This window comes from Croceicoccus gelatinilyticus, from assembly GCF_018398395.1.
Lineage (GTDB): Bacteria > Pseudomonadota > Alphaproteobacteria > Sphingomonadales > Sphingomonadaceae > Croceicoccus > Croceicoccus gelatinilyticus.
The window spans coordinates 725,947-738,557 of the sequence record NZ_JAHCBF010000001.1 but is presented as its reverse complement, the minus strand read 5'-3'; the positions used below and the strand labels follow the sequence as shown (position 1 = coordinate 738,557).

General features: G+C 63.0%; 13 protein-coding genes. 4 read left to right on the top strand and 9 right to left on the bottom strand.

From position 1 onward, the window contains the following. Positions 1 to 79: 79 nt before the first annotated feature. The 8 genes from KIH45_RS03780 to KIH45_RS03745 form a co-directional block, all read right to left on the bottom strand. Positions 80 to 391, bottom strand: coding sequence for a (2Fe-2S) ferredoxin domain-containing protein (locus tag KIH45_RS03780; protein WP_213174613.1), 312 nt, complete (start codon positions 389 to 391; stop codon positions 80 to 82). Positions 392 to 625: 234 nt separating this feature from the next. Then, positions 626 to 1,195: an aminoacyl-tRNA hydrolase gene (pth, locus tag KIH45_RS03775; protein ID WP_213174612.1), complete on the bottom strand. Its 570-nt coding sequence runs from the start codon at positions 1,193 to 1,195 to the stop codon at positions 626 to 628. Between the two features lie 130 nt (positions 1,196 to 1,325). After that, positions 1,326 to 1,985, bottom strand: coding sequence for a 50S ribosomal protein L25/general stress protein Ctc (locus KIH45_RS03770; protein ID WP_213174611.1), 660 nt, complete (start codon positions 1,983 to 1,985; stop codon positions 1,326 to 1,328). Between the two features lie 124 nt (positions 1,986 to 2,109). Beyond that, positions 2,110 to 2,982: a TraB/GumN family protein gene (locus tag KIH45_RS03765; protein ID WP_213174610.1), complete on the bottom strand. Its 873-nt coding sequence runs from the start codon at positions 2,980 to 2,982 to the stop codon at positions 2,110 to 2,112. A gap of 9 nt (positions 2,983 to 2,991) precedes the next feature. Next, entirely contained in the window at positions 2,992 to 3,897 is a 906-nt protein-coding gene (locus KIH45_RS03760) for a TraB/GumN family protein (protein WP_225899607.1), read from the bottom strand. Between the two features lie 61 nt (positions 3,898 to 3,958). Beyond that, entirely contained in the window at positions 3,959 to 4,606 is a 648-nt protein-coding gene (locus KIH45_RS03755; protein WP_213174609.1) for a hypothetical protein, read from the bottom strand. Next, entirely contained in the window at positions 4,590 to 4,787 is a 198-nt protein-coding gene (locus tag KIH45_RS03750; protein WP_066761642.1) for a helix-turn-helix transcriptional regulator, read from the bottom strand. The genes KIH45_RS03755 and KIH45_RS03750 overlap by 17 nt, the downstream gene beginning before the upstream one ends. Positions 4,788 to 4,793: 6 nt before the next feature. Continuing rightward, positions 4,794 to 4,976, bottom strand: a complete 183-nt coding sequence (locus KIH45_RS03745) for a hypothetical protein (protein WP_213174608.1) — start codon at positions 4,974 to 4,976, stop codon at positions 4,794 to 4,796. 182 nt (positions 4,977 to 5,158) lie between these two features. On the opposite strand from KIH45_RS03745, the gene KIH45_RS03740 reads away from it, so the two are divergent. The 3 genes from KIH45_RS03740 to ppdK all read left to right on the top strand — a co-directional run bounded on the left by KIH45_RS03740 (position 5,159) and on the right by ppdK (position 10,918). After that, positions 5,159 to 6,058 carry a glycine--tRNA ligase subunit alpha gene (locus tag KIH45_RS03740; protein ID WP_066761638.1) on the top strand — a complete coding sequence of 300 codons (900 nt, stop codon included), beginning with the start codon at positions 5,159 to 5,161 and terminating at the stop codon, positions 6,056 to 6,058. Next, positions 6,055 to 8,145, top strand: coding sequence for a glycine--tRNA ligase subunit beta (gene glyS, locus KIH45_RS03735; protein ID WP_213174607.1), 2,091 nt, complete (start codon positions 6,055 to 6,057; stop codon positions 8,143 to 8,145). Before KIH45_RS03740 ends, glyS begins: the two co-directional genes overlap by 4 nt. Before the next feature lie 106 nt (positions 8,146 to 8,251). Beyond that, on the top strand, positions 8,252 to 10,918 hold the full coding sequence (gene ppdK, locus KIH45_RS03730) for a pyruvate, phosphate dikinase (RefSeq protein WP_213174606.1): 2,667 nt from the start codon (positions 8,252 to 8,254) through the stop codon (positions 10,916 to 10,918). Here the strand turns inward: ppdK and KIH45_RS03725 are convergent, their stop codons facing one another. Continuing rightward, the gene (locus tag KIH45_RS03725) at positions 10,919 to 11,707 is read right to left on the bottom strand and encodes a methyltransferase domain-containing protein (protein ID WP_213174605.1); all 789 of its coding nucleotides are present in this window, start codon (positions 11,705 to 11,707) and stop codon (positions 10,919 to 10,921) included. 74 nt (positions 11,708 to 11,781) lie between these two features. Here KIH45_RS03725 and KIH45_RS03720 point away from each other — a divergent pair, with 74 nt between their 5' ends. Further along, positions 11,782 to 12,582, top strand: a complete 801-nt coding sequence (locus tag KIH45_RS03720) for a ComF family protein (protein WP_213174604.1) — start codon at positions 11,782 to 11,784, stop codon at positions 12,580 to 12,582. Positions 12,583 to 12,611 lie beyond the last annotated feature (29 nt).

Below are 12,611 nucleotides of genomic sequence, written 5' to 3'. Positions count from 1 at the left end.
GGAATGCTCCGTAAAAATGTTTGGCCGCGCGATAGAGGCAAGGGCGCGGAAAGGCTAGGGGGGAGTTGCGCCCCTTACCCTATTCCGAAGTGCCGGCCAGTTGCCGCGCCAGATCGCCGATATCGGCATCGGACAGGACGATCTGCCAGTGACCGGGCGAGCGGCTGTCGACAACGACTACGCCCCGCGCAGGGCAGACACCAAGGCACGACACCTCGACCACGCCGACACCTGACTTGCGCCCCTTCTTCGCGCCGAGTTCCTTCTTCAAGGCCTTGGCGAGCGGCTTGCCCTTGGGGCCGAAACTGGCACCGCGCTTGGCGTTCTTCTTGCTGCATTTCCGGCACACGAGGATCGCATGCGACCAGTTGGAACGGATCTTCGTCTTCATCGCACCCAGCCAACGCGCGAAGCCGCGATCGGGTTGCAAGGAAAGGGTGTCCTACAGTCGCAGGACAGTGCCAAAGGTCCGAAAACGCTCTTTCGCATCGTCGTCGAACCACAGCTCTACCTGCAACTGTCACCCTGTTCGCTTGAGGGAAAAGGCGCATGAATGTGCGGCTTTTAGCTTGTTGGAGACGGGTGACAGGGTGTCACCTTTGTCACCCGCGGCAATTGGGTCGGTTCAGCCCTGAAGCCGCAGCGCCACGTCGTTCATGAAGCGAACGTCGTCACCCTTGGCAAGCCATTCCGCCTCCGCCGCCATTGCGCCGAGCATGGCGACAAGATCGTCCATCTCCGCCTTGGCGTAGTTGCCGAGCACGTGGCCGGTCACGCGGTCCTTGCTGCCCGGATGGCCGATGCCGATCCGCACGCGGCGAAAATCGGGGCCAAGATGCTGGTTGATCGACCGCAGGCCATTGTGCCCCGCAAGCCCGCCGCCCATGCGGACCTTCACCTTGAACGGCGCGAGATCGAGTTCATCGTGAAAGACGGTGAGCGCGTCCACGTCGAGCTTGTAGAAGCGCATTGCCTCACTCACCGCTCGGCCGCTTTCGTTCATGAACGTGCCGGGCTTCAGCAGCAGGATTTTCTGCGTGCCGATACGGCCTTCCTGAAGCCAGCCGGAAAACTTCTTTTGGACAGGACCAAAGCCATGGACCTCGGCAATGGTGTCGAGCGCCATGAAACCGATGTTGTGACGGTTCAGCGCATATTTCGCGCCGGGATTACCAAGGCCTACCCAAAGCTGCATGGCCGCGCCCTAGCCAAAGGGCAGCAGAAAGGAAACGGGGCAAAAAGCAAACGGGCCAAAAGAAAACGCCGGCCCCCGCAAAGGGACCGGCGTAATTCTTTCAGCCTGCGATAGCAGGGCGAAGGGACGATTAGTCGTCTTCGCCGTTCTGCTCGGTCGCGGGGACTTCGTCCGCCTCGGCTTCTTCGCCTTCGGCTGCAGCAGCGCCTTCGGCCTTCTTCAGAGCCGACGGAGCGACCAGCGTCGCGATGGTGAAGTCACGATCGGTGATCGCGCTCTCGCTGCCCTTGGGCAGAGCGACTTCGCTGATGTGGATCGAATCGCCGACTTCCTTGCCGGTGACGTCGATTTCGATCTCGGCCGGGATCTTGTCCGCTTCGCAGACCAGCTCCAGCTCGTGACGGACGACGTTCAGAACGCCACCCTTCTTGAGGCCCGGAGCGGCTTCTTCGTTGACGAAGGTGACCGGAACCGCGACGTCGACCTTGGCGCCCTTGGCAAGGCGGAGGAAGTCGACGTGGGTCGGACGGTCCGTAACCGGGTGGAACGCGACGTCCTTCGGCAGGGTCTGAACCGGCTTGCCGCCCATGTCGATCATGATGATCGAGTTGGAGAAGTGGCCGGTGTTCAGCAGCTTGACGAGAGCACGTTCTTCGACGTGGATCGTCTGCGGTTCTTCCTTGCCGCCGTAGATGACTGCGGGGACGCGACCTTCACGGCGCAGTGCACGGGAGGCTCCCTTGCCTGCCCGCTCGCGCGCCTCGGCCGTCAGGGTAAGCTGATCGCTCATGATTTCTGACCTTCGAAACTGGTTGATACAAGTAACGCTGCCCAGCGCCTCCAGGGATGACCGACAGGGCAAGCGAAGGCGCGCGGCTAGACGCAATCGCGTGCAAAAGCAAGTGCGAAGGCGGTTACTGGACCCGCGTGACCTTCCAGCCGCGCTGTTCCAGCAGGGTGATAAGGCCGTCATCGCCGCCGATATGGCCAGCCCCTACGGCAACGAAGGGCTTCTTGCCATCCTGAAGCTGACCCACGATCCGCCCGATCCAGCGCGAATTGCGGCGGGAGAGAAGAGCGGCACGAAGCTGGGGCGAAGCATCGAAGCCCATGTCCATCAGGCCCGCCAACCGGTCGGCATCGCCAGAGGCCCAGGCATCGGACAAGTCGTGCGGACCGATCGTGTCGGCCTGATCGACGAAGCTTTCGAGAAGGTCCTGCTGCTCGTCCCCGCTTAACTGGTCGAAGATGCGAAGCTGTTCTTCGGTGGTTTCGAAGCCGACGATCGGCTTGTCCCATTCGGCGATCAGCGTCTTGTCGACACCGTATTCGGGATCGAGCGTGCTGCGCTGCTGGATCATCGAGGACAGGGTGAGGGCGGCGGCCCATGTCTCGACATAGTGGAAGCTTTCTTCCGACGCGCCTGCATCGTCGAGGACCTCGGCCAGTTCGTCCCGGTAGACGGGCGAAACCCGCTCCGACAGCGGGGGAAGGGCGGGGTCGATGGCGAGCTGCTGGAAGATGCGCTGGGATTCGGCGGTGTCGAGGTTCTCGATCTCGACCATCAGGACGCCGGCTTGCTCAAGCGCCTGATCCAGTTCGCCGCCGTGCCATTTTGTGGAGCGGGGCAGGGCGTGGATCGTGCCGAATAGCCAGCCCGCAGGCTCGGCGCCATCCGGCGCATCAGCCGCATCGACCCGCCACAGCGCCGGTTCCGCCGTGCTCCCGCACCCTGCAAGCAGCAGGACGAGCGGAGCAAGGAGAAAGGCGAATAGGCGGGTCGGCACGGGTCTTACTTAGTACTCGATACGGGTCGCGGTGAAGCCCTTTGCAGCCAGCATCGACTGGACACTGTCGTCGCCTGCAAGGTGGCCTGCGCCAACCGCGATGAAGACGGTGCCCGGGCTTTCCATGCGAGTGCCGATCCATTCGGCCCACGCAGCGTTGCGGTTCTTGAGCAGGACTTCGTGAAGCTTGGGCGTGTCTTCCATGCCTTCGTTCAGAAGGTCGGCAGTCGCCTTCGTGTCACCCATGGCCCATGCGGTTTCCATGTTCTCGAAGGTTTCCTTCATCTCGCCCATGTCATCGACACCAGACATCAGGAACGCGATCTGGTCTTCCTGGCTGAGGCCGGTGAAGAAACCCATCTGCTGCTCGAAAGTCTCAAGCCCGACCATCTGCATCGAACGCTCGGCAGCGGCGGTCTGGAGTACCTGCTCGGCACCCGCCTCGGCAGAATAGCCAAGCTGCTGCAGCGGCGCAGTGGCAAGCGTGACGCCGGCGAACCACGGCTTCATCGGTTCGAGCGCCTGAGGCGGAAGACCGATCGAAGCGGCCGCAGCGGCAAAGCGGGCGTACTGGTCTTCGGTCAGGACGGTCGAGAGACCGCTACCCGGCTTGGCAATGGCGGCGGTCTGGACGAAGCCGGCCATTTCCTCGGGCGGCGGCGGGATCATTTCCAGAACCAGTTCGTCAGACTTACCGAAAGCGTCGGCAACGGCATCGTCGAACCAGACCAGGTCTGTCTTCAGCGCATGCATCGTGCCGAACAGGTAGATCGTGGTGTCATCATCCGACAGGACCCAAAGCGCGGGATCGGCATCGGACCGGTCGAGGACGGATTCCTCGGCATAAGCAGGCGAACCCAGGCCAAGCAGCGCAGCAAACGGCGCAAGCTTGCGGAACATGGACTTCAATTTCATGGCAACCCTCTTTTGCTTGAAGTGAATATATGTACGGCTTGAATGAACGAAAAGTGACGGCTCAGAAGTAACGCTTCCAGAGCCAGACGGCGGACCACACCACGATGGTCAGCATGAAGACCGGCATTGCTTCGACCGGCTCCATCATCCCGCCACGGGCAAGCACCCACCATGCAGCGGTGATCGACAAGTTGAAGTTGAGCGCGACGAGAGCGCCGTCGGAATAGGCCCCGGCCTCGTGCTCATCGAGAGCGCGCCACCAGACCCATGTCAGCACTGGCACGATGACAAGAGCACCAATCGCCAGGATGATCGCGATAGTGGGCGAAAGATCCACGCCTGAAATGATCGGACTTTCGTCCTTTTCGCCAAGGGCCATCAACACGCCAAATACGATGCCGACAAGGACGGACACGCCCATCATGATACGGGCCCGACGCGTGTTCTTGCCCATGGGCTCGGCAAAGATTGCGCGAACCTGGCGGAATGCGACCCACAGAAGAAGCAGGCCAATGGCGAGGCAGAACGCACCGATCGTCCCCGCCCGGACCGACAGGTCGCCCTTTTCAAGAAAGCCTGCCGTAACGCCCGTCACGATGCCAAGGCAGAAAACAGCGCCGAGACCGGCCAGCGAAGCAAACGTTACTCGTGCCGCGGTGGACTGGCCTAAGCGTCCTTCTGCGGCGGGATTTTCAGTCATGGCCATCATCGAAAATGTCCTCGATCTTCATGTCGAAAAGGCGGGCGATGCGAAAGGCGAGCGGGAGCGAAGGATCGTGCTTCCCCGTCTCGATCGCGTTCACGGCCTGCCGTGATACGTCGAGCCGCGCGCCAAGCTCTGCCTGGCTCCACTGCCTTTCAGCGCGCAGCACTCTCAACCGATTGTTCATCGTCGCTCAGCTCAAGACGCGCGAGCCGACCATCACAGCCAGCCATGCGGCCTCTACCGCGAGGACAGCGAACATGATCTTGCGGTGCTTTGCCTTGGGCCTGGCCATGCCCCACCAGAAGCGGTTGCGGGTCTGCTCGGCAGTTAGCGGAGAGGCCGGAGCCTTACGGCGGGAAATGGCAGGAAACATCGTGAACTCCGTCAGCTTGTCATGACATCGTGTCAGGTATGCATGACTAAATGACGTGATTCGCTGACATTGTCAACACTACCTGACATTGCGTCATCATCACCTGACAACAAAGCCAAGCGTTCGGGATTGAAACCCAAGCGCCATTGACGCTTTTGCTGGCACGCGCCATTGCCCCGCGCATGACACGCGATCCGACACGATCCTTTCAGGACATGATCCTCGCTCTCCACGATTTCTGGAGCGCGAAAGGCTGCCTCATCCTTCAGCCCTACGACATGCGCATGGGTGCAGGCACGTTCCACCCGGCCACGACGCTGCGCGCGCTTGGTCCCGAGCCGTGGAACGCCGCTTTCGTGCAGCCCTGCCGCCGTCCGACCGACGGTCGTTATGGCGAGAACCCCAACCGCCTGCAGCACTACTACCAGTATCAGGTGATCCTGAAGCCGAGCCCGCCACAGATCCAGGAATGGTATCTCGACAGCCTGCGCACGATCGGTATCGATCCGCTCAAGCACGACATCCGTTTTGTCGAGGACGACTGGGAAAGCCCGACGCTGGGCGCGTGGGGTCTGGGCTGGGAAGTCTGGTGCGACGGGATGGAAGTCACCCAGTTCACCTATTTCCAGCAGATGGGCGGCTTCGACTGCAAGCCGGTGGCGGGCGAGCTGACTTACGGTCTCGAACGCCTTGCCATGTACATTCAGGGCGTCGACAACGTCTACGACCTCGCGTTCAACACGCAGGGCGTGAGCTACGGTGACGTGTTCCTCGAAAACGAGCGCCAGATGTCGACGTGGAACTTCGAGGTTGCCGACACCGACGCGCTATTCGACCTGTTCCGCAAGGCATCGGCAGAGTGCAAGCTCTGCCTTGAAAAGGGCCTGCCGATCCCCGCGTATGAACAGGCGATCGAGGCGAGCCACATCTTCAACCTTCTTCAGGCCCGCGGCGTGATCTCGGTGCAGGAACGTGCCAGCTACATGGCGCAGGTCCGCGACCTCGCGCGTGGATCGTGTGAGGCTTACATGGCGAAGTATTCCGACCAGTGGGCCGCCGCTTATCCGGAGTGGGCCGCATGACCGATTTCCTGCTCGAACTCCGCTCGGAAGAAATTCCCGCCCGTATGCAGGCCGGCGCTCGCGCCGATCTCGAACGGCTGTTCCGCGAACAGATGAAGGCCGCCGGCGTCGAACACGGTGCGATCACCGTCTGGTCGACCCCGCGCCGCCTTGCGCTGATCGCGAAGGCCATGCCGCAGCAGACCGAAGCCGTAAGCGAAGAAGCCAAGGGCCCGCCCGAAGGCGCACCCGATCAGGCCATCGACGGCTTCTGCAAGAAGAACGGCGTGACGCGCGACCAGCTCGAGGTCCGCGACGTTAAGGGTCGTGCGACGTACTTCGCTGTGAAAAACATTCCGGGCCGCGACGTGAAGGACGTTCTGGCCGAAGCGATCCCCGCCATTGTCCGTGCCTTCCCGTGGCCGAAGTCGATGCGCTGGGGCGAAGCTTCGATCAGCACCGAGAGCTTGCGCTGGGTACGCCCGCTTTCGGGCATCGTCGCGATCCTTGGCGAAGAGCTTGTCGGGTGTGAAGTCGGCGGCGTTGCCTCGGGGTATGCGACGCTCGGCCACCGGTTCCACCATTCGGGCGAGATCACCATTGGCGGGGCTGACGACTACGCAGAGAAGCTGCGCGCCTGCCACGTCATCGTCGACCACGAGGAACGTCAGGACATGGTCCGCGCCCAGGCGCAGGATGCTGCCAGCGCAGCGGGCCTCGAACTTGTCGCCGACGAAGGTCTGGTGATCGAGAACGCCGGCCTGACCGAATGGCCGGTGCCGCTGCTGGGCCGTTTCGACGAGAGCTATCTCGACGTGCCGCCCGAAGTCATCCAGCTGACCGCGCGCACAAACCAGAAATACTTCGTGTGCAACGATGCGAACGGCGCATTGGCCAATGCGTTCGTCTGCACCGCGAACATCGCTGCCGAAGATCCGGCGGTGATTGTGGACGGCAACCGCAAGGTCCTCGCCGCCCGCCTGTCTGATGCGCGCTTCTTCTGGGAAGTCGACCAGAAGACGACGCTGGCCGAACACGCCAAGAAGCTTGAACGCATCACGTTCCACGAAAAGCTCGGCACCGTCGCCGACAAGGTTCAGCGCGTGGCAAAGTTGGCCCGCTGGCTGGCCGAGGAAGGCGTCGTGCCGGGGGCCGATGCGGACATGACCGAGATGGCGGCTCTGCTGTGCAAGGCCGACCTCGTCACCGAAATGGTCGGTGAATTCCCCGAACTGCAGGGCCTAATGGGTGGCTACTACGCCCGCGCCGAAGGGCTGCCCGATGCGGTATCCGATGCCATCCGCGATCACTACAAGCCGGTGGGGCAGGGGGATGATGTCCCGACTGCTCCGGTGACGGTTGGGGTTTCGCTGGCCGACAAACTGGACACTCTGCGCAGCTTCTTCGCAATCGACGAAAAGCCGACCGGTTCCAAGGACCCGTTTGCCCTTCGCCGCGCGGCGCTTGCGGTCATTCGCCTTGTTACGGCCAACAACCTCCGCATGGCAGTGGCCGATGGGGACCTGCTCGACTTCTTCGCGGACCGCCTGAAGGTCCAGCAGAAGGAAGCAGGCGTCCGCCACGACCTGATCGACGCGGTCTTCGCGCTCGGCGGTGAGGACGATCTCGTTCGCCTGCTCGCCCGTGTGAAGGCGCTCCAGTCCTTCATGGACAGCGAGGACGGTTCAAACCTTCTCGCTGGCTACAAGCGTGCGGCCAATATCCTGAAGAAGGAAGGCTACGAAGGCACCGACCGCATCGCCCGCACCGGAGAGGAAGATCCGCTGGCGCTGGTCGACGATCCGGATGTCGGCTCGATCGTGGCCGAGCGCGGGAAGTCCGTCAGCTATGATCGCGAACCTGCCGAACAGGCGCTTGTCGATGCACTTGCCCAGGCGGAGCCCGCCGCGAACGCTGCGATTGCCGGGGAAGATTTCGGCGCGGCCATGGCGGCGCTGGCCACCCTGCGCGCTCCGATCGATGCCTTTTTCGATGACGTGACGGTCAATGATGCCGATCCGGCGAAGCGTTCGGCACGTCTTGCCCTTTTGGCCAACTTTGTTGCTGCAGTGCACAAAGTTGCCGACTTTTCTCGGATCGAGGGCTGACTCTTTGCGTTTGTAACACTACAGGGGCGCCACTGAGGGAGAATTGTACCCGAACGTGCCGTTTTTGCTGCACTGCAAGGTATCGCAACAAGAGGTCAAAGGTATCATGACGCAATATGTCTACACCTTCGGGGGCAACGCGGTTTCGGACGATCCGCGCGCGAAGGACAAGACGATCACCGGCGGCAAGGGCGCCAACCTGGCGGAAATGGCCTCGATCGGCCTGCCGGTGCCTCCCGGTTTTACGATCACGACCGAAATGTGCGTCAAATACCTTGCAGAAGGCGCCAACTTCGATGATGCGCTGCGCGCCGATGTCGCGTCTGCGCTGGGCCATATTGAACAGACCGTCGGCAAGAAATTCGGCGATGCCGCCGATCCGCTGCTGGTCTCGGTCCGCTCTGGCGCGCGCGTTTCGATGCCGGGCATGATGGATACGGTCCTCAACCTCGGCCTCAACGACGAAACGGTGCAGGGCCTTGCCAGCGTGTCGGGCGACGAACGCTTTGCCTGGGACTCCTACCGCCGCTTCATCCAGATGTACTCCGACGTCGTGCTCGGGCTCGACCATGGCCTGTTCGAGGAAGCTCTCGAAATCGCCAAGGAGGACAAGGGCTACTACAACGACATCGAACTGACTTCCGAGGACTGGAAGGCGCTTGTCGGCGAGTACAAGGAAATCGCCGAGCGTGAGCTTGGCCACCCGTTCCCGCAGGATCCGGCCGAACAGCTCTGGGGCGCGATCGAGGCGGTTTTCGCCAGCTGGGATTCGGACCGCGCCAAGGTCTATCGCCGGTTGAACGACATTCCGGGCGGCTGGGGCACGGCCGTCAACGTGCAAGCCATGGTCTTCGGCAACATGGGCGACACCTCGGCCACCGGCGTTGCCTTCACGCGCGATCCGGCCACGGGTGAGCGCGCCTATTACGGCGAATACCTGATCAACGCGCAGGGCGAGGACGTCGTCGCCGGCATCCGCACGCCGCAGTACCTGACCAAGGCCGCCCGCGAATCCGCTGGCGCACAGGCAGAGTCGATGGAAGAGGCGATGCCCGATGCCTACGGGCAGCTCGCGAGCGTGTTCGACCTGCTCGAAAATCACTACAAGGATATGCAGGACATCGAGTTCACGGTGCAGCAGGGCACCTTGTGGATGCTGCAGACCCGTACCGGCAAGCGCACGGCCAAGGCCGCGCTCAAGATGGCGGTCGATATGGTGAGCGAGGGCCTCATCGACGAAGCGACCGCGATCGGCCGCATCGACCCGATGGCGCTCGACCAGTTGCTGCACCCCACGCTCGATCCCGATGCCGAACGCCACGTATTGACCGTTGGCCTGCCGGCATCGCCGGGTGCGGCTTCGGGCAAGGCGGTGTTCGACGCCGATACGGCGGAAACATGGGCAGAGCGGGGCGAGGAAGTCATTCTCGTCCGCGTCGAGACTTCGCCCGAAGACATTCACGGCATGCACGCGGCCAAGGGCATCCTGACCGCGCGCGGCGGCATGACCAGCCACGCGGCCGTCGTTGCCCGCGGCATGGGCCGTCCCTGCGTGTCGGGCGCATCGGCGCTGTCGATCGATCGCAAGACCAAGACCGCGCGCATCGGTTCGAACGAGATCAAGGAAGGTGACATTCTCACCCTCGACGGGTCGACCGGCGAAGTCATGCTCGGCGCAGTGCCGACGATCGAGCCTGAACTGGTCGGCGATTTCGCGACGCTCATGGAATGGGCTGACGCAAAGCGCCGCATGAAGGTTCGCACCAACGCCGAAACTCCCGCCGACTGCAAGATGGCGCGCCAGTTCGGTGCCGAGGGTATCGGCCTTTGCCGGACCGAGCACATGTTCTTCGACGCAGGCCGTATTTCCAGCGTGCGCCAGATGATCCTTGCGGAAGACAAGAAGGGTCGCGAGGCCGCTCTTGCCAAGCTGCTTCCCGAACAGCGCAGCGACTTCAAGGCGATCTTCACCGAGATGGCGGGCCTTCCGGTCACCATCCGCCTGCTCGATCCGCCGCTGCACGAGTTCCTGCCGCAGGGCGATGCCGAGTTCGAGGAACTGGCCGAGATTACCGGCTATGGCATCGATCACCTCAAGCGCCGCGCGGACGAGTTGCACGAGTTCAACCCGATGCTCGGCCACCGTGGCTGCCGCCTCGGCATCACGTTCCCCGAGATATATGAGATGCAGGCGCAGGCCATTTTCGAAGCGGCTATCGAAGTCGCAAGCGAAAGCGGTGACGCTCCGGTGCCCGAAATCATGATCCCGCTGGTGGCTACCAAGCGTGAGCTCGCGATCCTCAAGGCTCTGGTCGACAAGACTGCTGCCGAGGTTTTCGAGGCGAAGGGCCGCACGCTCGACTATCTGGTCGGCACGATGATCGAACTACCGCGCGCCGCACTTATGGCTGGCGAAATCGCCGAGGAAGGCGCGTTCTTCTCGTTCGGTACCAACGATCTTACGCAGACGACGCTTGGCGTCAGCCGTGACGATGCCGCCCGCTTCCTCGGGCCCTACGTCGACAAGGGGATCTACCCGCGCGATCCGTTCGTCAGCCTCGATATCGAGGGCGTGGGCCAGTTGGTCGAACTGGGTGCAGAGCGTGGCCGCGCGACGCGTCCCGACATCAAGCTCGGCATCTGCGGCGAACATGGCGGCGATCCGGCATCGATCGCGTTCTACGAAAAGGTCGGGCTCGATTACGTCTCGGCATCGCCCTATCGCGTGCCGATTGCCCGCCTTGCTGCGGCGCAGGCGGCGCTGAAGGCCTGATCAAAAGCGCGGGGCGGGACTCCACCCGCTCAGCGTGACAATTTCGAACCGTTCGCGGACGAGGCCATCTTCACCGGCTTCGTCCGCGAATGCGTTTCGGGCCACCTTAAGCGCTGCTTTGCCCAAGGGCGGGCCCGGGTCGGCCAAGACGTTGCCAAGAGCCTGTGCGCGCAAGTCGCTGACGAGCTGGTCGAGGCTTTCGAAACCGACATCGAAGCCCCAGCCATCGACGACCGGACTTGCGTAACCGAGGCGGGTCATGAGTTGCCCCGCCGCGCGTACGTCGACTTGCGGGTGAATGCGCGGGGAGGGACGCTCTCCATCGGCGGTGAGCATGGCCTTGCGCAACACCGGCAGCGAGCCGGCGGCAAGGAAGCTGGCGATCATTAGCCCGTCGCTCGCAAGGGCCCTGCGCATCAGTGCCAGCGCGCCGGGCAGGTCGTTCACCGTGTCGAGCAGGCCGAGTGAGGCGATGAGATCATATGGCCCGCCGGGAAGGGGCTTTTCCTCGTCCAGTACCGAGCCGAACTGCGCGCAAGGATCGGCAACTGCAACTTCGCTGCCCTGCGCCGTCAAGTGTTCGGCAAAGGCATCGGTCACGTCGCCGATCACCAGCACGCGGTCGAACTTGCGGTTGAGGAAGCCGAGGCGGTCGATGGCGTCTTCCGCAATCTCGCGCGCCACGGTCGAAACGGCCTCTCCGCGTCCCCGCATCGCGGCCATGCGCGAACGGGCGGCAAGGCGGCGCCGGGGCGAAAAGATCACGGGCGGCGAGGGAGGGGTGTCCATGCGCGGACCTGTGCCGTGGATGGCGCGGGCGCGCAAGGTTGCAGCGAGACGCACCACGCGGCAATCATGACAAAGTGTCGCTTCGCCAGACCTTTGCGCCGATTCTGGACTTCGTCTATCCGCCGCGCTGCCCGGCTTGTGGGGACGGGATCGCGGGCGGTTCGCCCAGCGGCGACGATGCTTTCTGCGCCGAATGCTGGGGCAAGCTGCAATTGCCCGGCCAACCCTGGTGCACGACATGCCACCATCCCTTCGGGGCCGATCACTTCGGAGCCGATGCGCATTGTGCGCGCTGCCTTGCGGACGCTCCGGTGCATGACGGGATCGTGGCAGCGACGATCTATGGCGAAGTGTCGCGCGACATGGTCCTGCATTTTAAACACGGCGGCCGCATCGCGCTTGCAGGACCGATGGGCCGAACAATCGCTGCGCGGATCGGCGACAGGGCGCAAAGCGACGCGATTGTCGTGCCGGTTCCCTTGCACCGCTGGCGGCTCTGGAAGCGTGGATACAACCAGTCGGCAATGCTCGGGAAAGTGATCGCGAGGTCGCTCAATCTCGAGTTTTCGCCGGACCTGCTGGTCCGAAGCAAGCCGACACCCAGCCTCGGCGGGCTCGATCCAAAAGAACGACGGGAGGCGCTCAAAGGTGCCATCCAGTGCAATCCACGCAAGGCCGATGGCATTCGCGGGCGGGATGTCATCCTCGTCGACGATGTCATGACGAGCGGGGCGACCAGCGATGCCTGTGTTCGCGTGCTGAAGAAGGCTGGCTCTAAAAGCGTGGTGATTGCCTGCTATGCGCGGGTCCTGCACGCACAGCCGGTCCCCAAAAGCGAAACGCCCGAGACCGAAAGGCCTCGGGCGTCCGCGTGACTGACCGGTTAAGCGCTACAGGGATCCCG